At 54.3% G+C, this 20,037-nt stretch carries 19 protein-coding genes, 1 riboswitch and 1 other annotated feature; of the genes, 6 read left to right on the top strand and 13 right to left on the bottom strand.

The genetic code is table 11. The features are described 5' to 3' along the window. Positions 1 to 17: 17 nt before the first annotated feature. Positions 18 to 845: a class I SAM-dependent methyltransferase gene (locus tag JI721_RS14235; RefSeq protein ID WP_274455520.1), complete on the bottom strand. Its 828-nt coding sequence runs from the start codon at positions 843 to 845 to the stop codon at positions 18 to 20. 85 nt (positions 846 to 930) lie between these two features. Continuing rightward, positions 931 to 1,863 carry an AraC family transcriptional regulator gene (locus JI721_RS14230; RefSeq protein ID WP_274455519.1) on the bottom strand — a complete coding sequence of 311 codons (933 nt, stop codon included), beginning with the start codon at positions 1,861 to 1,863 and terminating at the stop codon, positions 931 to 933. A 227-nt stretch (positions 1,864 to 2,090) separates the two neighbouring features. Between JI721_RS14230 and JI721_RS14225 the strand changes: the two genes are divergently transcribed. Next, on the top strand, positions 2,091 to 3,317 hold the full coding sequence (locus JI721_RS14225; RefSeq protein WP_274455518.1) for an MFS transporter: 1,227 nt from the start codon (positions 2,091 to 2,093) through the stop codon (positions 3,315 to 3,317). Positions 3,318 to 3,363: 46 nt separating this feature from the next. Here the strand turns inward: JI721_RS14225 and JI721_RS14220 are convergent, their stop codons facing one another. The 5 genes from JI721_RS14220 to JI721_RS14200 all read right to left on the bottom strand — a co-directional run bounded on the left by JI721_RS14220 (position 3,364) and on the right by JI721_RS14200 (position 9,287). Continuing rightward, positions 3,364 to 4,521 (bottom strand): Ger(x)C family spore germination protein, encoded by a 1,158-nt coding sequence (locus JI721_RS14220; protein ID WP_274455517.1) that lies wholly within the window; start codon positions 4,519 to 4,521, stop codon positions 3,364 to 3,366. Then, positions 4,518 to 5,621, bottom strand: a complete 1,104-nt coding sequence (locus tag JI721_RS14215) for a GerAB/ArcD/ProY family transporter (protein ID WP_274455516.1) — start codon at positions 5,619 to 5,621, stop codon at positions 4,518 to 4,520. Before JI721_RS14215 ends, JI721_RS14220 begins: the two co-directional genes overlap by 4 nt. A gap of 4 nt (positions 5,622 to 5,625) precedes the next feature. Further along, complete coding sequence (locus JI721_RS14210; RefSeq protein ID WP_274455515.1) at positions 5,626 to 7,062, bottom strand: spore germination protein; 1,437 nt, start codon at positions 7,060 to 7,062, stop codon at positions 5,626 to 5,628. Positions 7,063 to 7,112: 50 nt separating this feature from the next. Next, complete coding sequence (locus tag JI721_RS14205; protein WP_274455514.1) at positions 7,113 to 8,189, bottom strand: nitric oxide synthase oxygenase; 1,077 nt, start codon at positions 8,187 to 8,189, stop codon at positions 7,113 to 7,115. A 99-nt stretch (positions 8,190 to 8,288) separates the two neighbouring features. After that, entirely contained in the window at positions 8,289 to 9,287 is a 999-nt protein-coding gene (locus tag JI721_RS14200; RefSeq protein WP_274455513.1) for an EAL domain-containing protein, read from the bottom strand. 75 nt (positions 9,288 to 9,362) lie between these two features. Beyond that, positions 9,363 to 9,448, bottom strand: a riboswitch (cyclic di-GMP riboswitch). 236 nt (positions 9,449 to 9,684) lie between these two features. On the opposite strand from JI721_RS14200, the gene JI721_RS14195 reads away from it, so the two are divergent. Next, a complete protein-coding gene (locus tag JI721_RS14195; RefSeq protein WP_274455512.1) occupies positions 9,685 to 10,149 on the top strand; it encodes a CBO0543 family protein in 465 nt (154 codons plus the stop codon). 74 nt (positions 10,150 to 10,223) lie between these two features. Here JI721_RS14195 and ahpF read toward each other — a convergent pair whose 3' ends face one another. Together ahpF and ahpC are read right to left on the bottom strand one after the other, a co-directional pair. After that, positions 10,224 to 11,753: an alkyl hydroperoxide reductase subunit F gene (gene ahpF / locus JI721_RS14190; RefSeq protein WP_274455511.1), complete on the bottom strand. Its 1,530-nt coding sequence runs from the start codon at positions 11,751 to 11,753 to the stop codon at positions 10,224 to 10,226. Between the two features lie 12 nt (positions 11,754 to 11,765). Continuing rightward, positions 11,766 to 12,329: an alkyl hydroperoxide reductase subunit C gene (gene ahpC / locus JI721_RS14185; RefSeq protein WP_274455510.1), complete on the bottom strand. Its 564-nt coding sequence runs from the start codon at positions 12,327 to 12,329 to the stop codon at positions 11,766 to 11,768. A gap of 229 nt (positions 12,330 to 12,558) precedes the next feature. Between ahpC and JI721_RS14180 the strand changes: the two genes are divergently transcribed. After that, complete coding sequence (locus JI721_RS14180; protein WP_274455509.1) at positions 12,559 to 12,990, top strand: Fur family transcriptional regulator; 432 nt, start codon at positions 12,559 to 12,561, stop codon at positions 12,988 to 12,990. On the opposite strand, the gene JI721_RS14175 is transcribed toward JI721_RS14180, so the two are convergent. From JI721_RS14175 to JI721_RS14160, 4 genes are all read right to left on the bottom strand, one after another. Continuing rightward, a complete protein-coding gene (locus JI721_RS14175) occupies positions 12,979 to 14,697 on the bottom strand; it encodes a 2-isopropylmalate synthase (protein WP_274457882.1) in 1,719 nt (572 codons plus the stop codon). The two genes, JI721_RS14180 and JI721_RS14175, sit on opposite strands and share 12 nt — an antisense overlap. Before the next feature lie 109 nt (positions 14,698 to 14,806). Then, positions 14,807 to 15,046, bottom strand: a binding site (T-box leader). Positions 15,047 to 15,145: 99 nt separating this feature from the next. Then, positions 15,146 to 16,147, bottom strand: coding sequence for an FTR1 family protein (locus tag JI721_RS14170; RefSeq protein ID WP_274455508.1), 1,002 nt, complete (start codon positions 16,145 to 16,147; stop codon positions 15,146 to 15,148). 212 nt (positions 16,148 to 16,359) lie between these two features. After that, complete coding sequence (locus tag JI721_RS14165) at positions 16,360 to 17,820, bottom strand: sodium:solute symporter family protein (protein WP_274455507.1); 1,461 nt, start codon at positions 17,818 to 17,820, stop codon at positions 16,360 to 16,362. After that, entirely contained in the window at positions 17,817 to 18,023 is a 207-nt protein-coding gene (locus tag JI721_RS14160; RefSeq protein ID WP_274455506.1) for a DUF3311 domain-containing protein, read from the bottom strand. Before JI721_RS14160 ends, JI721_RS14165 begins: the two co-directional genes overlap by 4 nt. A 322-nt stretch (positions 18,024 to 18,345) precedes the next feature. On the opposite strand from JI721_RS14160, the gene JI721_RS14155 reads away from it, so the two are divergent. The 3 genes from JI721_RS14155 to JI721_RS14145 all read left to right on the top strand — a co-directional run bounded on the left by JI721_RS14155 (position 18,346) and on the right by JI721_RS14145 (position 19,979). Continuing rightward, positions 18,346 to 18,609: a hypothetical protein gene (locus JI721_RS14155; protein WP_274455505.1), complete on the top strand. Its 264-nt coding sequence runs from the start codon at positions 18,346 to 18,348 to the stop codon at positions 18,607 to 18,609. A gap of 126 nt (positions 18,610 to 18,735) precedes the next feature. Beyond that, the gene (queD, locus tag JI721_RS14150; RefSeq protein ID WP_274455504.1) at positions 18,736 to 19,227 is read left to right on the top strand and encodes a 6-carboxytetrahydropterin synthase QueD; all 492 of its coding nucleotides are present in this window, start codon (positions 18,736 to 18,738) and stop codon (positions 19,225 to 19,227) included. Next, entirely contained in the window at positions 19,224 to 19,979 is a 756-nt protein-coding gene (locus JI721_RS14145) for a 7-carboxy-7-deazaguanine synthase QueE (protein WP_307016707.1), read from the top strand. Before queD ends, JI721_RS14145 begins: the two co-directional genes overlap by 4 nt. Positions 19,980 to 20,037 lie beyond the last annotated feature (58 nt).

Raw genomic sequence — 20,037 nt, 5'->3', positions numbered from 1 at the left:
TGATACATCGAAGGAAATTACCACTTGTACATCAACAGTCGAATCATGTCCCGGAAATTCGGGAAAAGCGACATGGCACCGTACAGGACGCGGTATTTGAATGGAAGCTGCCTCGTGTATTTCGATCGGAAGACGGACACGTCCGCTACTCGCTGAAGCGTCTCGCTGAGTCTGTCGATGTCCTCGGTGTTGTCTACCGCCCATTTGTGTTCGGCACCCGTCAATGCCTTCAAACTGGCCTTTCCTGTTCGTACGGCGAACGAGTTCATCACGTCGAACACCATCTGTCCGTGCTCAAAATGGTGCGTGATACGACGAAACAGCGATTGTACCTCGTCTTGCGTAAGGTATTCGAGAACCCCCTCGGCGACAACCATGACGGGCTTATTCTGTGGGATGCGCTGCAGCCAGTCTGACGCCGTGATGGAGGACGCAACCATGGTGTATCCTGCCCGATTTGCATAAAACCGCTTGCGGACCTCAATCACTTCCGGGTAGTCAACATCAAACCATTCAACACTCGCCGGCGGGTTGATGCGCGACACGCGCGTGTCCAGACCACAGCCGAGATTGAGCACGGTTGCCAGCGGATGGGCTTTCAGAAAGTCGGAGACCCAGGCATCCATCTGTTTGGCACGCACCACCATGACGTTTCCATTGCCGTAACTGCTGAATCTTTCAAACGGATACTCCAACTGGCCCATGATTTCTTCGGCCTTGTCATCATGCAGAATCGAGCGTTGCTGCTGATTGTCCAAGGCCTTGGCATACAACGTGATGAGCAGCGTTTGCTGCTCTCGTTCGAGTTGTATCTTCTGCTTCCCAGTCGTTCCTGCAGAATCCACCAATCATGCCTCCCGTCTTCGGACCCGTCCATTGCCAAGACCAGCCGCATCGGGGGACGATGACACAACCGGACCGATCGCGACTTTACGTGTTCGCCGCCAGCAGGTTCCTGCGAAGCTGCTTGATGTCTGTGATGGGCGGCCGTCCGAAGAGGCGCGCGTATTCGCGGCTGAACTGCGATGGACTGTCATACCCCACGCGGTAGGCGACTTCGGCCGCGTCGATGGCTTGTGACAACAGCAGGCGCCGCGCTTCCTGCAGTCGCACACGCTTCTGATATTGCAACGGGCTCATCGCGGTCACGTCCTTAAAGTGGCGGTGCAGCGACGAAGGGCTCATGTGCGCCAGCGCGGCCAATTCTTCAATCCGCAGGGGCTCTGCATAGTCCTGCTTGATTTTGCGGATCACGTCCGCGATGCGGTACGAATTGCTCCCGGCAATCGCGATCTGCCGCAGCGACTCCCCTTGGTTTTCCAGCAGGATGCGATACAAAATCTCACGGGTGAAGAGCGGCGCAAGCACGGGGATGTCTCGAGACGTCTCCAACAGACGCACGAGCCGAACTGCGGCATCCAATAAGGGGTAGCTTGTCTTGCTGACAAACAACCCCCTGCGTGTGGCCCCAGCCTGCTTGGACGGCACATCGGTTGTTCTAATCAAATCGAGGACTTCCTGAGGGTCGATTTCCATGCGCAGACACAGGTACGGCTCTTCTGGAGACGCCTCAATCACCGCGCCTGAAATCGGCAGGTCGACCGATACCACGAAGTAGTCGGATGGGCCGTACACGTAACTTTCACCGGCCAACATTTTCACTTTTTTCCCTTGGACGACGATGCACAGCGACGGCTCATGCAAGGTATGAACGGGCGATGTGGGATGCGATTTCCGAACCAGGGAAAGCGACGGTATGGCTGTGCTGTGAATGCCGTCCTGCGCACAGAATCGGTCAATGACCGCGGCCAGTTCTTCGCGCTTTTGCTCAATGTCATGGAACGCGTCATCGGCGGTGTTCAAGCCTATCCCTCCTCCGTGAACTCGGCTAGTTGCATCATAAACACTGTGGTTCAATTTTACAATCGCTGCTGGAGGATCAGGCAATCATCTGAAAGGAAGTAACTATCGGCTGCGGCCGTGATGGAGCGATAATACACCTGCCGCCTGTGGATGCGCCGCGGTCGCAATGCGCAGACCGAGTTTCCATCGGCTGAACTTCTATGGGTAAAGTGGGTGACCAATTGACGATGGCAAACGAAGTTGATCGCAGCCATTTTGTACGAGTTGTTACGCTTCTCGGACTCTGTTCCATCTTGATTTTGATGCTCGTGTATCTTCCAATCCCGTTCATTCCGATTTGGCAAAGCGAGTTCCACGTGACGATGAACGTGGCGGATTGGACCAGCAGCGCCTATGGCTTTGCTTATGCGATTGGCAACATCTTTTGGGGAACGCTGTCCGACAGCGTCCGGAGAGTGAGAGTCCTCTACATCGGTTTGTTCATGCTTGCGGTGATGACGGGGCTGGTCGCGATGAGCCCGTCGCTGGCCCTGTTGATTGTCTTCAGGGTGCTTGAAGGCGCGGTCGCGGCGTCCTTTCCGGCCGTCGCGATCGCGTATATCGGCGACGTCCTGGCCCCGAGATACCGTGCCATCGCAACGTCGGTCGTCAGCTGCGGATTCCTTCTTGCCAGCATCTGTGGGCAAATTTACGGCAACTTGATGACGACGGGCCGCGGATGGCACGCGGCGTTTCTATGGCTGGCCGTCGCGTATGCACTGCTCGGTGCGGGCGCTGCCTTCCTTCTTCCGAAAGGCACCCGCCCGCCCACGCAAGTATCGATTGGCTCAACGTACATGCGTACCTTCCGGCTCTTCCGGCAGATTCCGCTGACGCTTGCCTGGGTGGCAACGGTGCCCGTGCTGCTTAGTTTCATTGGGATGTATTCCGGTTTGGACGCTTTATTATCAGCGAGTTATCGAAGTGACACGAGCCAACTGGTTGAAATCCAACTCCTAGGCGCCCCGGGGATTCTCTTGTCGCTCGTCGCGGGATATTTCATCCGACGTTACGGCGGCAAGTGGGTGTTCATGGGCGGTCTGTTGATTGCCTGTTTCGGCGTTGTCATGGAAGCGGCGTCGCATCCGATGGGTCTTCTTACGTTCGCAAGCGTCGTTTTTGTGTTCGGTCTCTCGTCTGCCGTACCCGGAATCATTACGCTCGTCGGGCAGCTCGGGCATGAAGCGCGCGGAAGCGCTACGGCCGTCTACGCGTTCTTCACGTTTATTGGTGCCAGTTTGGGGCCTCTGTTGGAAACCTCCGTGGTTGCTTCTTTTGGCGTTCGTGTGTTCTTTCTGGTGCTTGCCGGCCTTTTGCTGTTGAATGTGCTGCTGACTGGACTGGGCATCCGATATCCGTCGTCAAACAGGGTCGAGTCGGTAAAACTGCATGCGCAGGCAAGGCGGGAAGCATAGGTCGAGGCAGCCAGCAAAGGAAAACTTCCTCCCCACCTTTGTCAGCTTAGCCCAACTGGATGCGTGTGTATGATTGGAGGAATTGCAGCCGCACATCGACCTTTACATTCGTGTTCATCCTGGCAAACGCATGGTTCCACGCGTCGTCGCCCAACCAATCTTCGTTTGAAAATCGGTAGACGTCTCGCCCCATGCCAAAGATGTCTGTATCGGCAGCCTCACATTGTTTTAGGCTCGTGTTCACAAGTTCCTCCACTTGTGTCTTCACTTGCCTTGTCAGTTCGCTCAGTTCGGCCCGGTCTGCATGTTGGACGCAGATTCCTCCTTGAATCCACCCGCGCAGCCGCACGGTGATGTTTGCTTGGGGTGGTCTTCCTGGTTCATACCTGACACGCATACGGCTTTTCACAGACGTCACATCGACAGTGAATCGACCGCCTTGATGATGTGGACAGTCGAACGCGAGGATGGATTTGGGGAATTGGTTTGTGACGAACATCCAGCCAAGCGATTGTTCTTGGTCGAGGGCACCTGCGAATCGGTCCCCTCGGAACATCGCAAATCCATGAATGCGAGGGGCGGAAAGATTTTTATCGGCGGCCCCAATCCAGACCGCGACGGGTTGAATGCCCGGGGTAGTCAATCTCTGGTGAAACCCGCCTAAGGTCGCTTCGTAGGAGTGTTTGAGCAACAGGCGGTTCTCAAAAAAATTCGACAGATATGTGGAAGGAATCGCGTCCAACGCCGGTGTGTATTCGAGCACGTCTCTGGCAGGTGTTTGTGAGACAAACAGCCAGGTTTCTCTCGATGTCGTGCGGGACTGGAGCAAGGGGTTAATCATGTCCATGACGCCGCGTTTCGCAAGTTGCTGATGAATGACGATCGCGCGTGTGTGGCCGAAGAACAGGCGACGATCGGTCGATAATTGAATCTTTCGGATCGCATCCGCCGCATCTTCCCCCTCCTGACTGACGACAACCGCTCTTTTGCCTTCCGTATCTGGACTATCCGTTCCTGCCGAACGAAACGATTGTGGGCGTGCCAGTTGAAGGCTGACGCGGACGCCGTACTTCGTGTTTTCCGCTGGATCGATCCCAATCATCAAAATGACGGTTCTTTTTTGCAATTCGACGCCGTCCCAGCAACCCGTTGCACAGCACGTGAGGACGACGCAAAGGATGCAATTCAGCAGGCGTCGTTTCATGCGGTATCACGCCCGTTTCTCGTATGGACACGACCCCGAAGCCAGATCGCAAGGAGTAATCCGAAAGTGACGAATTCAAAAAACCTGAACACGTACGCATACACACGGTCCAAGGAATCAAAGTCGTCTGGAATCACAGCGAACAGAACCAGTGCGACAATGGCCCAGACCATGGTATGGAGACTGCGAGGGTGCACGTAATGAACGAAAATGCGGTACGCCCCGTACATGGAGAGGTTGACCGCCGAAATCATGCAAATGATGACCGTTAAGAAAAAAATCAAGTCGAGTCTCTCTAACAGCGGACCGGTCATCTTTTGAATTCGAACGATTTCAAGAATCGGCCATTGTAAAGATGCACCCTCGAAGGGGCCAAGCACCGACAACACGATGACTAAATTCAACATGTTTAAAGCAATCACGCCAGCGCTGGCCCATAGGTAGTTGATGAAGGACTGACGAGACGTGATACCCAATTGGATAAACACAGGAAGATAGACCATGATGAGCGTGATGCCGGGAAGCAAGTCAAGCGTTCTGCTTATAACCTGCATAACGGAGGCGTGGACGGATGCTGTGACAGGAAGCAGGTTCGCAAAGTCAGCGTCCTTGAACGAAACGCAGAGCAGGAGAAGGGCCAATATGAGCGTGGGCCAATACAGCGCGGTTTGAAACCGAAACAGCGCATCCATCCCGCCGTGCAGGAGTTGGACAGGCGTCAACAGGCACAGCAGAATGAGCGCGATGCCGGGTGTGTAGGGCAGGGCTGCGTAATGCATGAGCCATGCACACAGCGACAAGGTTCTTGCACTGCAGACGATGAACGCTCCAGCGAGACACAGGTTCAACACCCCACCGACACGCTTGCCAAGATAGAGATCAAGCATCGTACAACCGGAAAACCCACCGGACAAGCGCTGTGCTGACCTGAGGACCAGATATGCAAATGCGGTTGACAACAATGCGTAGGCCGCGAAGGAAATCCAGACATTCGTATGAAGTCCGCGAAGCCACACCGGGATCCATTCCATCGTCCCCGTGCCAAACAAACATTCAAACGAGATGATGGAGAAGACAAGAGGATTGACCTGCTGCTTCAATTGCCTATCTCCTTTGTCGCCGATAGCGTGCTCTGCGCAGCCATCCACCGGGACTCGCATAGGTCACTGGTCGAGCCGTTGATAGTTGTAACGGCGCTCTTACGAGTGTATCGCCGAAGTCTGGCAAAAACATTTGCCCGAACGGCGTCAGATAGGGTACACCGAACGACTTGAGCGTCGAGAGGTGCGCGATGAGGGCCAACGTGAATACCAGTGTACCGATGATTCCGAATAACGACGTTGCAAGCAACATCGGAAATCGAATCATGCGGGTGACAAATGCGGCTTCGTAATTCGGAATGGCGAAAGCCCCAAGCGCCGTTAACCCAACGGCAACGACCATGATCGGGCTGACGATTCCAGCTTGGACCGCAATGTCGCCAATCACCAGGCCCCCGACAATGGAGTATGATTGCCCCATCTGCTGCGGCATCCGGTTGCCAGCTTCGCGAACCAGTTCGACCATGGCTTCCATAAACAGGGCTTCCATCACAATGGGAAGCGGAATTCCTTCTCGTGTGGACGCAAGTTGAAGGACCATTTTGAGGGGAATGAGTTCTGGGTTATACATGGTCAATGCAACGTACAGGGACGGAACAAAGATAGATACGGCAAATGCAACGATGCGGATCAGACGCAGCGCCGTGCCCGACCACCATCTCTGCGTGTAGTCGTCCACCGTGTGAAAAAACGACACCATTACCGCTGGTGCGAGTAGAACAAAGGGGGTTTGATCCACAAAAAATGCGATTCTTCCCTCTAAGAGCGCCGAGGCTGTTTTGTCGGGCCGTTCCGTCGCCTGCATCTGTGGATAGGGCGTCCAGTGATGGTCCTCAATCCATTGTTCGAGCGTTCCACTCGCGAATAATCCATCGATTTTGAGCTGCCGCAATCGGTTCCTTGCTTCTTCTAGAATAGCTGGGTCGACTAAGCCCTGAATGTACGCCAACAGGACATTGGTGTGCGAACGCTCGCCAATGATGAACTTTTCAAACGCAAGGTTGGGATCCTTAATGCGCGTCCGGACCAAAGCAACATTCGTATCGATCGATTCCGTAAACCCATCGCGGGACGCTCGTATCGATACGTCGGTAGCAGGTTCCTGCGGCGTTCTGCGTGCCAGTCCATCCACCGAGACCACAATATATTCTTTCGCCAAGCACAGTACAGCCTGACTATCCAGCAGCGCGTTCATGGCATCGTCGACAGAAGAAACCTTCTCTATTCGAGTCAGCTGCAGTGTGTTGTCCATCCATTTGAACAGGTCTCGATCGCGCCGTCCTGCCGTCCGTGTCAGAGGGCCGAGCAGCCGTTCCTCTAATCGCGCCGTGTCGACAATCGTTTCAATGAACACAACTTCCAATGCGGCACTCGGCACGGGACGAACAATCACATCGAATGACAAATGAATCCGACTCACCAGCAATTGTGTGGTTTCCATGCAAACGGACTCCCTAAGTTCGCTGATATCACTTAGGTTGTCCTCGACGGTTACAAATATCCGTGCTTCAGATACGGCGGCTCTTGTCGAAAATAGTTTGGTTTCACGATGGTGTTGTCATAATTTCGATGAAAGATGTGCGTCGTAGCCGGGGACACTGGCGGAATCAACCATGTCCAATCCCCAGTGACGTGACGTCCCTCGACTCTTTCTCGCTCCTCAAAGCGTTCAAACTGCTTCGCGGCAGTATGGTGATCGACGATGGTGACACCACTTTCCTTAAAGGACTGCAAGACAGCAATGTTCAACTCCACCAACGCCTTGTCTTTCCACAGAGAGGCATCCGATTGCGTGTCAAGCCTCAGGAAAGCTGCCACCTTAGGCAACATATCGTAGCGATTCACATCCGCCAAGTTCCGAGCGCCGATTTCGGTTTCCATATACCAACCATTAAAGGGAGCTGCAGGGTATCGAAGTCCCCCCACTTCTAACACCATGTCAGAAACAATCGGCACTGCATACCATTTCAACCCGATTGCGTCAAACTGAGGATAGTCGGGATGACGGATATCTACCTCCAAAATCAAGTCCTCAGGAATGGAAAACCAAGCAGGATGCTCGTCCTTGATTTGAATAACCAAGGGAAGGACATCAAAAGGTGTCCCTCTCCCCCGCCATCCCAATTCTTCACAGACACGCGTAAATGCCGCTGAATGTGGGTCCCCAATGACCCCTCGTTCGGACTCATAACCAGCATAGCGGACGAGTTGGTGATTCCAGATGCGCACTCCTGGATGAAACACGGTAATCGTCGGCCTGATTTTTCCGTCATTCGTGGCAAACTCAATATGTTTGTAAAGCGCATCCGCCACCTCGCTGGTCGTTGTGCAACATCTCTCATCAAACACAGTGAGTGTTTTCCAAAACAACCGTCCAATACATCGATTGCTATTTCTCCATGCCATCCGGGCCCCCTGTTCCAATTCTTCGTATGTAAGCTCGTATGTCCCGAGTCGCGCCAAGCTGCCTTGAATGTCTTGTAATCTGTCTTCAGCTTCTTTCCGACTCTTCCCCAGTTCATCGTAGCACGCCAAGATGAACTCGCGTGCTTCATCGTACAGCCCCATCACAAATGCTCCTTCACCTAAATGCTAGATTTCGACAAGAAGTCAATTTCCGGAGGTTCTCCACGCGTCTCATGTGGTCGCTTCGACCACATCTGAACCTTAAAATGAATCCGGTGGGATTCGTGTCGTACCATTCCCGTTACGGCACAATGAATTGATGAGCATGTCCAGTTCCTGGCTCTTTCGTATCACAGCCTCGTCAGTTAATACACCCTTTTTTTCGCTCGCAATCTCGAAAAGAGCCATCCTTTCAATCTCAATCTGAATAGCAAGCAGCGTCAATTCATGCGCTGGCATGGGACGCGACCAATAGTACCCTTGGCTGAGGTGTATACCTGCTGCTTGGACCGCGATCACATCCTCCCACCTTTCGACACCCTCCGCAATCACGAAATCTCCAGACTCCATCACCTGCGTCAGCTCTCTCAAGAGTCGCTGCTTCGAGGATGACAGGGCAACGTCTCGGGTCAACGAGCGATCAATTTTGATAAAATCAGGCTTGAGCTCCTCAAGCGTTGACAGCGAGGTATTTCCCTTTCCGACATCATCCAGCGCAATGCGTACGCCAAGAGAACGAATGGGTTCCAAGCACTTGAACAATGCGGGCGGATCGTACGAAATGTACTCTACCACTTCCAAAACCAAATGTTTGGGTTCGCAGAGCCCGTCGGTAAAGATTTTCTCGAGTTTCCTTCGAAAATCCCTTTCCATAAGACTGCTCGGCATGACATTGACAAAGAGTAGCATGGGATTCGTTTCATGAGGAATCGACGTTACATTGCTTACCGCGGATGTCAACGCTAACACGTCGACAGAGACGGACTGATTTCGCTCATACGCGGCTTGGAACCAGACGTCAGGTGGAATGAACCGTCCTCGATATACGGGTCGGCTTAACGCTTCGTACGCGTACACTTTGCGTTTGGTATGGTCAACGATGGGCTGATAAACCATTTCAATGGAACCCTTTTCGAGAATCTCTGTTATACTATTAGTTACATCAATGTAATTTAATGTATTAAATGGATGTTTAACCCCCCCCCCCCCCGAAAGGTAGTTTTTTCCATTTAATTTTCCGCAACCTTTTTCCCTTTTCATACGCTCACCCTTCCCCTGGAAATACAGGAGGCGACCTTACCATCAGGGCCGCCTTCGATGTACAAACCTTTCATACGTGGCAGCCCGGCGACCATAGGCAACATGCCCTTAGACCCGTGGCTTTGCGTCCCAATGTTTCCATTGGTTTGCCCTGAGACACCCTATGTATACGAAACATCAACGTTTAGAAATATATTCCTACATTTTTCGACATTTTTCAACCTTTCTTGAACCCGTGGTCGATGACACCGCCCACACCAAACGCAGTCAGGGCGATGGAGTGCGCCGCCAATCCAGAAGCAAACGCCACGACGGCCCCTATCACCATCCAATTGGACGTATCACGTATAGCTTGATGTACCCATGTAAAAAAATAACCCGAGGGAGTGGGGTGCCCATGGGGTTCCTAATCGTGACCATTGTCGTACTCAATTTCGTGTTTTGGTGGATGCCCAAGCGGTTGACGAAAATCGAAATATTGGTGACCTGCCTGTTCGCAGTGATGCTGGAACTCCTGTGTAACATCTACTTGGACTTAAAGCTGGACTGGTACGGGTATTTCGAAAAAGGGGCGCAGTGGACGTCGATGCTCATTATTTTCGGCATTTACCCTGCAGCAAACGCGATTTTTCTGAATTACTACCAGCGCATGAAAACGCGCGTACAGCAATTTTGGTACATCATCGGATGCTCGGTATTTGCCGTCGTGTATGAGTGGCTCGCCGAGGTATTCGGGTTTTTTTATCGCAACGAATGGAAGTTGTGGTATTCGGTCATCGTTTATCCATTCTTATTCCTCCTCCTGGTCGGCGTTTTGAAGTTCGTGCGTAAGTTGTTGGCCAGTGAATACACCCGCAGCTAAAACAGGACAGGGTCGGCACAGATACCAAGTATCCGCCGGCCCTGTCACGTTTACATGCCTGGTGAGCGCCGCCCTCAAGTTCGAATGAGGTAATCAAATGCACCCAGTGCTGCATTGGCACCAGACCCCATTGAGATGATGATTTGCTTGTACGGGCTGTTCGTACAGTCGCCTGCTGCAAACACACCCGGAACACTCGTCGCACCGCGTGGGTCGACGACGATCTCGCCGGTCCGGGTTCGCTCCACGGTATCGCCCAGCCACTCAGTATTTGGAACCAACCCAATCTGCACAAACACACCTTGCAAATCGATGTGGTGCACTTCGCCGGTGTCCCTGTCCGTATAAGTGATGCCGTCAACCTTGTCGGTGCCGGTAATTTCCTTTGTCGCCGCGTTCGTCACAACGGTCACGTTCGGCAGGCTGTACAACCGCTTTTGCAGCACGGCATCCGCCTTCAACTCCGGCATAAACTCGAGCACCGTGACGTGCCGGACGATGCCGGCGAGGTCAATCGCAGCTTCGATGCCGGAGTTGCCGCCCCCGATGACGGCCACATCTTTCCCTTGATACAACGGACCGTCACAATGCGGACAATAGGCCACGCCTTTATTTTTGAACTTGTCTTCTCCTGGGACACCCACATTGCGCCAGCGAGCCCCCGTCGCGAGGATAACCGCCTTGCTTTTCAGAACGGCGCCGCTTTCCAGTTCCACTTCAATCAACGACTTCTTTTCGAGCCGCTTGGCCCGCTGCGCCTTCATCACCTGAATGTCGTACTGCTTTACGTGTTCTTCCAGTTGTGCAGCGAACTGTGGACCCTCCGTGTATTTCACACTGATGAAGTTTTCAATCCCCAGTGTGTCCAGAACTTGTCCGCCAAGTCGTTCAGCAACGATGCCTGTCCGAATCCCTTTGCGCGCTGCGTAAATGGCGGCGCTTGCGCCCGCGGGGCCGCCTCCGATGACAAGCACGTCAAACGGGTCCTGGTCGGCAAGTTCCGACGGGGTTGGGCCGCTGCCGAGCTTGGTCAAAATTTCCTCGAGACTCATTCGGCCGCTGCCAAACAGCGTCCCGTTCAGATACACGGCGGGAACCGCCAGAATGTCCTTGGCCTCCACTTCATCCTTGAACGCTGCACCGTCAATCATGGTGTGCGTGACACCCGGATTGAGGATGCTCATCACGTTCAACGCCTGCACCACGTCAGGACAGACATTACAGCTCAGGCTGACATACGTCTCAAAGTGATATTCACCACGCAAGCTCTGAATCTGCTTGACCAGGCTGTCCTCGATTTTGGGCGCCCGGCCGCTTGCCTGCAGCAGTGCAAGGACGAGAGAGGTGAATTCATGGCCCAACGGAACGCCAGCAAACGTGATACCCGTGTCTTCGCCGCCGCGCATCAGACGAAAACTCGGCGTGCGAGGCAGGGACACTCGCTCCACCTGAATCTTCGGGGACATGCTGGCCAACTCGTGTACGAGGGCCAGCATGTCCATCGAAACTTCGTCAGAGCCTGCACTGACTTTGAGCAAGACGTCGCGCTCCATCAATTGAAGATATTGTTCGAGCTGTGCCTGGATGTCTTTATCGAGTACCATGTCTCACCCTCCTCAAATCTTGCCGACCAAGTCCAGGCTTGGCTTGAGCGTCTTCTCTCCTTCCTTCCACTTCGCCGGACACACTTCACCCGGGTGGTTCCGTACGTATTGAGCCGCCTTGATTTTGTTGACGAGCGTGCTGGCGTCCCGGCCAATGCCGTCCGCGTTAATCTCGATGGCTTGAATGACCCCGTCGGGATCGATAATGAACGTGCCCCGGTTGGCAACGCCCTGGTCCTCAATCAGCACATCGAAATTCCGCGAAAGGACGTGCGCAGGGTCACCAATCATGGTGTATGTGATTTTGCCGATGGCCTCGGAGGTGTCGTGCCACGCTTTATGCGTGAAATGCGAATCCGTGGACACGGAGTACACTTCGACGCCCAGCTCTTTCAAAGTTTCGTACTGCTCCTGCAGGTCTTCCAGCTCGGTCGGACAAACGAATGTGAAGTCCGCTGGATAAAAGCACACGACACTCCACTTGCCTTTGAAGTCTGCTTCGGTAACTTCGACGAACTTCCCATTACGATACGCGGATGCTTTGAACGGCTTGACTTCGGTTCCAATGAGTGACATTCAGTCGTACCTCCTCAAGATGAATGGAATGGTTGAACAAATGGGTGTGCCGTACAGAACAAGACAAACGTCCAATACACTGGCAGGACGACCAATCATATTGTATGATGTATTATATAGCATCAACTCCTTTTTGATATTAATTCTTATCACGAATTCATTATAAACAAGTGGTTTGTCGTTGTCAAAGATCATTTGATACATTGGTAATAGAAAGGAGGGGAGGTCCATGGATTCACACCATCCTGACATCCCGACGCTGTTGAAGGACGCAGGGCTGCGGGTGACTCCGCAGCGCGAGGCCATCTTGACCTTTTTGATGGAATACGACGGTCACGCCACCGTGGACGAAATCTACAAGGCGATTCACCCAACATTCCCGAGCATGAGTATGTCGACCGTCTACAACACGGTAAAGCACTTCGCGCAGGTGGGGCTGGTGAAGGAGATTACCTTCGGCGACAATGCGAGCCGATTTGACATCAATGTAAAGCCCCATCATCACCTGGTGTGCAGGAAATGTGGGGCGTTGATTGATTTCTATATGGACAAATTGCCATCGTTTTCGCTGCCGCCGGAGGCGAACGGGTTTGCAATCGAGGACTATCACGTCGAAGTCAAAGGGATTTGCCCGTCGTGTCAGCGCGCATCAGCCGTATAAAGAACGGATGGGGCCCGCGGACGAACGCTCCTGCACCAGATCGGAGACGGCTGGGCGGAGTTTGTTCACGACGCTGAACAGCGCTTTGACGGACGACGTGAAGATGTCCGCATCCATGCCGCAGCCCCAGTGCCTGGTGCCGTCGGACGACGTGATGCCGATGTAGGACACAGCTTGCGACGCCGAGCCCACGCCCTTCGCGTGTTCTTTGTACACCAGATTGGAGTAGGCCACGCCCAGATTCTGCTGAATCGCGCGACTGATGGCGTCGAGCCGCCCATTGCCTGTGCTGGTCCACTCCATGACGCACCCGTCGATCCGAACCGTGACGCTGGTCAGGTAGTCCACCTGATTTGCGACGTGGTATCCCACAAATTCCACGGGGGCGTTCAGGTTGACAAACTCCTCGATAAAAATATCGTAGATTTCACGTGGCAGCAGTTCCTTATGCAAGCGGTCGGACACGCTTTTCACCCGGTATCCCAACCCTTCGCGCATTTCCGCTGGCAGGTCGATGCCGAAATGCTGCTCCAGAATATAACCGATACCGCCCTTGCCCGACTGACTGTTGATCCGGATGATGTCCCCTTCATACGCCCGGCCAACGTCTTTGGGGTCGATTAACAAATAGGGGACGGACCAATACCGGCGTTCGTCTTCCTCGCGCCATTTCATCCCCTTTGCGATCGCGTCCTGGTGCGATCCCGAGAACGCCGTGAACACGAGCTCTCCCGCGTACGGGTGCCGTTTCCCCACCTCCATATTGGTCAGCCGCTCGTACGCTGCACGGATGGCAGGCAGGTTTGCAAAGTTGAGTCGTGGGTTCACACCGTGGGCGAACAGGTTCAACGCCAGCGTGACAATGTCCACGTTGCCGGTGCGTTCCCCGTTTCCAAACAACGTCCCTTCCACCCGCTGGGCACCTGCCAGCACGCCAAGTTCGGCATCGGCCACGCCCGTTCCCCGGTCGTTGTGCGGATGCACGGACAAGGTGACGTTCTCGCGGTGCTTCAGGTGCTCACTCATGAACTCAATTTGGCTGGCGTAGACATGCGGCATGGACATGGAGACGGTAGCCGGCAGGTTGATGATCACCTTGTGTTCCGGCGTTGGCCGCCAGACATCGAGCACATGGTTACAAATATCGAGGGCAAAATCCATCTCGGTTCCCGTAAAGCTCTCCGGGGAATATTGAAACTGAAAATTGCCGGGCGTTTGCGCGGCGCATGCTTGCACCAGTTCGGCACCGCTGACCGCGATGTCGATGATTTCCTGCCTGGATTTCCGGAAGACCTGCTCGCGCTGCGCCCGAGAGGTGGAGTTGTACAGGTGAACAATCGCGCGCTTCGCGCCATGCAAGGCCTCGAACGTCTTGCGAATGATGTGGTCCCGGGACTGCGTCAACACCTGGATGGTGACATCGTCCGGAATCAAGTCCTGCTCAATCAAAGTGCGCAAGAACGCAAATTCCGTCTCCGATGCCGCCGGAAAGCCCACCTCAATTTCTTTGAAACCAATGCTCACCAGCAGTTGAAAGTATTGCAGCTTCTCCTCCAAATTCATCGGGACCACCAGCGCCTGGTTGCCGTCGCGCAGATCGACCGAGCACCACATCGGCGCCTCCGTAATGTACTCCTTCTGTGTCCACTTCAGGCTCGTTACGGGCGGCATAAAGTACTCTCTGGCATACTTATCACAATTCTGCATGCCCACGACGTTGTCTGTGTTCTGACTCATTTCTCATCCCTCCCAGTTTCATTTCTCTGTGAACGAGTGCCTCAAAAAGGGCTGGAAAATAAAAACAGACCACCGTCTCGCAAGAGACGACTGGTCTGTGCCAACCGCGTTACCACTCTCATTGACCCGAAACGCCGGGCCCACCTCTATCGCAGAATCATCTGCGCGACCGACTAACGGCGGTCACTCGTCCAGGCATACTCATTGGTTCTGCCTGGCCACTCCCGGGCGAGATGAAGGAAAGCCACTGCTGCGTCGCACCACCCCGCAGCTCTCTGCTCAGCGTCTCTTCCCTGCTGCTCCCGTTCCACGTGTTTCATCGAATTGTTGACTGAAATTTTGATGTGCTCAAAATAACACACTTTCTTTCCAACGGTCAAGGACGAATTTTCCGCCCTGGGAAGCGCACATCCGCCTATCACTCGACCGATACCGTGGCGGATGGCGCTGCCGATGCGGCCTTGCGCGGTTTAAACCGCTCCATCCGCGCCGCGTAGAAGGAGCCAATGATGAACACCGCTGCAACCACCTGTGCAATAACGGTTTCCCAATTGTTGAAGAGGGAGAACCACGTACCTGCCCACGCGGGGAAGTTGAGGGCGAAGGAATGCGTCGGGATCCAGTTGGCCAATTGCATTTCATTCACCTGTTCACCGACCATAATCTCGAAGACGACGCCAAGCATGACCCCCGTGAACACCAACATTTTCTTATAGGGCAGCTTTTGGTGCGCAATGAAGGTAAAGTATCCGGTGATGCCGATGAGCACGAGTGCGAACGCTGTGCCGAGCACCACGTTTGCCGTTCCGACTTGCATGCGGATGCTTTGCAGAAAGAGATCGACTTCAAACCCCTCACGATAGACAGACGCAAAGCCGAGCACAACCAGCCCCTTGTAAGCGACCGACTTCACGGTTTCGAGCTTGTCTTCGTTCGCAGTTTCAATCGAAGAAATGAGTTCCTTTTTCTTGCGGTTTTGAAAGGCAATCCACCCCGTCCAATAGATGCGGTGGAAAAACCAGTTCATGACGACGAGCAGCACCACAATGGCGAGCAGACCCGTCGCCGCCTGAATGTTGTTCTCCGACGTGGTGGTTGCCGCCAGTGCCAGAATGCCGACCAGCACAAACCAAGTCGCCAGTGTGGCTGCAAACCCGATGCCTGCCCCGCCCGCAATGGGCTTCCAATAGACTTTCTGCGTGCGAATCAGTCCAGCGACCACAGCAGACAGGACCAAAATACACTCCAGCCCCTCACGGTACACCAAAACAGCCGTATCAATCATGCCCGCCGCGGGTGAAATGCCGTGTGCGGTTGGGTCTGGATTGCCCGCCGCGGTGACCGCCTGCCATACGAGTACTGCGAGCAGAACGGCGCCCCCGAGGCAAACCAGGCTGGTGCGCAAGGCTGTGCTTTTCATTTCATAACCCTCTCCCTATGTAATGTGGCTGAAAGTTGATTAATCTACTCAACTTTCGTATGCCATCATTTTATAGTTAGGTCATACTAACGTCAAGGGTTAGGTAGAATAAAATTATTCCGGCATGCTCGCTAAAAGGGCACAGTGAGTGCAATCCCGCCGCAGTCACCCTGCCCTCCAGACAAACTCTCCCTCCAGACATCTCGCCCGCATCAAGCGCGTTCGCGGTGAAACAAGAAACGTGCCACCTCGTTGTGCGTCGTTTCGCGCTGGCGGAGAAACAGGCTCAAAATCAAGACAATCGCGACATTGACCACCAAGCCCCAAAAACCGGCATACCCGGGCAGGTGCAGGGGCGCTGCGAGGAACACCGTGACAATGCCACCGATAAATCCAACGCCGACTGGAATGCGATGCATGGTGCGCCACCACAAGCTGAACACGACCGCGGGCAAAATTTGTACGATGCCCGAAACCCCTTGGAGTTGAAGGCTGATGATCGATGATGGGAACAAAATCCCAAAGGCGAGTGCGAGAATCACCATGAGAAACACGGACAGGCGCGTCAGGAACGTCAGATTTCTGGGGTGAATGTTCGGCGCGAACACGTCCCGCACAATGTTTTTGATAAGCAGGTTGGATGCCGCGATGACCATCAGAGATGCAGGCACCAGACTCGCGAGCATAATGGTCGCAAAAGCAATGCCCTGACCGAAACCACCCATCGACTTCTGAATCAAGTAGAGCAGCGCAGCGTTGCTGTTGGTTTGCCCCGGCACCACCAGCAACGCCAGAATGCCCAGTCCAGTGACAAAGAACAGCAGAATGTTGTAGAACGGCAGAAAGATGGCATTTCTCCGCAGTGACTCGCCGGTTCTGGAAGACAGCGAACCCGTTGAGGAATGCGGCCACATAAACAGCGACGCCGCGGAGATGAAAGCTGCGGTCGCAAACCAAAAGGCACCGTGATTGCCGCCGTGGCCAGGCAGCGACATGTAGTCCGGATGACGGACCTGTGCCGCATGCAGGAACTGCCCCCATCCTCCGAACCATTTCACGGGCAAATAAATCACGAGGATGAGCATCACGACCCAGACCAACAGGTCTTTGGCGACGGACGTCCAAGCCGGTGCCCGAATCCCGCTGAAATACGTATAGAGGCCGACCAGCAGAAAGCTGATGACCAACACCCCGGCCGGACTGATTTCGCCCGTGACGCGCACGACATTCTCAATCCCCGTTAACTGCAGGTCAATGTACGGAATTAAAAAAGCGATGCCTGCCAACGCCACAAGCGCGGACAGAAAGCGGCTGTCGAAGCGCTCCCGCACATAATCCGCCAAGGTGGTCATGTGAAACTGTTTTGCGACCGCCCATATTTTCGGCAAGAAATAATAAGCGATGGGATATGCCAGGACGACATAGGGCGTCGCAAAGAACGCGGGGACCCCAAGGCTGTAGCCATACCCGGTCAATCCCAGGAATGTGTATGCCGTGTAAACATCCGCACCAATCAGAAACCAGATGACAATGCCGCCGAAATTCCGGCCGCCGACCGTCCACTGCTCGATGGATTCGCGCGACGCCTTGTCGCTTCCGGCCACAAACCCCAAAACCACCACGAGGAGGACAATGACCGCCATGACGATTAATGCCAATGTTGATGTAGTCACGAAACTCGTTCACCCCTGTCGTGATCGGCAATCAAATACGTCAGCCAAGTACAAATGGGCGTGAGAACCATCCAAAGCAGCCACCAGAACATAAAGAACGGCAGCCCCATCACGGTCGTCCGCACGCTGTTCGCAAACCCAACAAAGAAAAGCTGTCCAACAAACGGAATCAGAAACAGGACAACTTCCACTGCGCGCTTCATCGCGTCAATCTCCCCTCCCGCTGCCTCGCTGGGACCACCACATCAAGAAACTGCCCCAGTCTTTTAAGAAGAGCTTTCCACGAATGGCAGTATCGTATGTACGTCCATCCGCGCATGGCGAACTGCGTGGCTGCGGCCGTGTCACGACCCATTCAGGCGGACGCCTGCGGACATTCACCGCCTCTGCCGCAAGCAGACATCCATACTGTGGAATAGCTCAGTTCGGAAGGAGGGAAGCACGGTGTGCACAATGGGACAATGCAAGAAGCACTTGGGTCAATGGGTACAGTTTCAAACGCCTTGGGGAGTTCACCGAGGCATTGTGACAGACGTAAATCACCGAGCAGTGCTCGTTCGTGTGCCGAAATCGTATGCGCCCGTTCGGTATGCCACCGCCACGGCGCCCGAGAACGCTGATGAACGGAAGCTCGATGTCGCACTCGCGCAGTGGGGCGGCTATGGATACGCGGGGCGCTATGGGTACCCGGGCCGCTGGGGTTACCCGGGTTACGGCGCTTGGTTTGGTGGCTGGTGGCTTTGGTGGCTGGCTTTTGCGTGGGTATTTTGGCTCGCGTTTCTCTGGTAATGCAGCTTCGCTGACACACTCTATCTTGCGCCAAAGGTGCCCAGTGCGGCGCCTTTGCGCCGCTTGAGATAGGACAAGCCCGCGCCGCTTATGATATAGTGATCGAGAAAGAGGGGTCGACGTACCTTGCCACATCATATTCCAACGCATATCCAAACACTTCATCAAGACATTCAACCCAATCAACTGCGTTATCACCGCAGGCGGGTTGCGGTCAGCAAGGAGTTTACCTTCGACGCTGCCCACCACCTGCACCTGTATCCGGGCAAGTGCCAAAGCCTGCACGGGCATACATACCGTTTGGTCATCACCGTCAGCGGGATCCCAGACGAAATCGGCTTGACCATCGACTTCGAGGACCTGAAGCGAATCTACAAAGACGTGATTGAGTCACGGCTGGACCACCAGTACCTCAACGAGGTCCTGCCTCCGATGAATACGACGGCTGAAAATATGATTGTGTGGATGTGGGAACAGTTGGAGGCTGCCCTGGCAGCAGACGAATTCCGTCAGCGCGGCGTCCGGCTTGAACAGCTGGAACTTTACGAAACGCCAACCAGCCGCGCCATCCTGACGCGGGCCTGGATGGAGCACTTGGAAGGAAGCGACACACCATGAATGTTGCCGAGGCACAAGACACGGCACGCCAGGACGCTGGCGTGCCTGCACCGGAGGCGCTTTGCGCGAAGCTTCCGATGGTGGAAATCTTTCAAACCGTGGAGGGAGAAGGCACCCGCGCCGGGTTCGTCACGACGTTTGTCCGCGTCTACAATTGCAATCTGCGCTGCACCTGGTGCGATACACCGTACAGCTACGCGCCCGCTAAACCGGAGTTTACCGCGACCATCGCGGAGATTGTCCAGTCCGTCCATCAATTGGGCAATTCGCACATCTGCCTGACGGGCGGAGAACCGCTGATGCATCGTCAAAAGTCGGCCACGCTCTTGATGGCCCTTGCCGCCCTCCCGGAAGTCAAGGATGTGCACGTGGAAACCAACGGCGCCATTGACCTGGAGCCGTTCCACCGGCTGCGGCTCGCCAATCCGGACCTGCTGCCCAAGATTCGGTTCATCGTGGACTACAAGCTGCCAGGCAGCGGAGAAATGCACAGAATGGTCACCACCAATTTTTCGTGGTTGCTGCCGCAGGATGAAATCAAGTTCGTGGTCGCGAATGAAGAAGACTTCGCCTGCGCACTGTCGGTTTTGCAAGAACACTACCGGGAAGGTCAGGTGCTGTTCAGTCCCGTCTGGGACACGATGCCCCCTGCCAAGCTCGTGGAGCTGATGCTTCAACACAACCTCAAGGAAGCCAAACTCAGTCTGCAGCTGCATAAATTTATTTGGGATCCCCATCAACGCGGCGTCTGAATGGACGCCCGACCCCCAAAAATTGTTTCAACCTTTCGAAATACATTTATAGATCAAT

The sequence above is a fragment of the Alicyclobacillus cycloheptanicus genome, from assembly GCF_028751525.1.
Classification (GTDB): Bacteria; Bacillota; Bacilli; order Alicyclobacillales; family Alicyclobacillaceae; genus Alicyclobacillus_L; species Alicyclobacillus_L cycloheptanicus.
Note: the sequence above shows the minus strand (reverse complement) of the source record. Positions and strands in the feature narration are given on the sequence as shown.

Excerpts from the sequence above, each read along its gene's own strand:
- JI721_RS14225 (WP_274455518.1), top strand. The coding sequence starts at position 2,091 with ATGGCAAACGAAGTTGATCGCAGCCATTTTGTACGAGTTGTTACGCTT.
- JI721_RS14220 (WP_274455517.1), bottom strand. The coding sequence starts at position 4,521 with ATGAAACGACGCCTGCTGAATTGCATCCTTTGCGTCGTCCTCACGTGC.
- JI721_RS14210 (WP_274455515.1), bottom strand. The coding sequence starts at position 7,062 with ATGGAAACCACACAATTGCTGGTGAGTCGGATTCATTTGTCATTCGAT.
- JI721_RS14205 (WP_274455514.1), bottom strand. The coding sequence starts at position 8,189 with ATGGGGCTGTACGATGAAGCACGCGAGTTCATCTTGGCGTGCTACGAT.
- JI721_RS14200 (WP_274455513.1), bottom strand. The coding sequence starts at position 9,287 with ATGAAAAGGGAAAAAGGTTGCGGAAAATTAAATGGAAAAAACTACCTT.
- JI721_RS14195 (WP_274455512.1), top strand. The coding sequence starts at position 9,685 with ATGGGGTTCCTAATCGTGACCATTGTCGTACTCAATTTCGTGTTTTGG.
- ahpF (WP_274455511.1), bottom strand. The coding sequence starts at position 11,753 with ATGGTACTCGATAAAGACATCCAGGCACAGCTCGAACAATATCTTCAA.
- ahpC (WP_274455510.1), bottom strand. The coding sequence starts at position 12,329 with ATGTCACTCATTGGAACCGAAGTCAAGCCGTTCAAAGCATCCGCGTAT.
- JI721_RS14180 (WP_274455509.1), top strand. The coding sequence starts at position 12,559 with ATGGATTCACACCATCCTGACATCCCGACGCTGTTGAAGGACGCAGGG.
- JI721_RS14175 (WP_274457882.1), bottom strand. The coding sequence starts at position 14,697 with ATGCAGAATTGTGATAAGTATGCCAGAGAGTACTTTATGCCGCCCGTA.
- JI721_RS14170 (WP_274455508.1), bottom strand. The coding sequence starts at position 16,147 with ATGAAAAGCACAGCCTTGCGCACCAGCCTGGTTTGCCTCGGGGGCGCC.
- JI721_RS14160 (WP_274455506.1), bottom strand. The coding sequence starts at position 18,023 with ATGAAGCGCGCAGTGGAAGTTGTCCTGTTTCTGATTCCGTTTGTTGGA.
- JI721_RS14145 (WP_307016707.1), top strand. The coding sequence starts at position 19,224 with ATGAATGTTGCCGAGGCACAAGACACGGCACGCCAGGACGCTGGCGTG.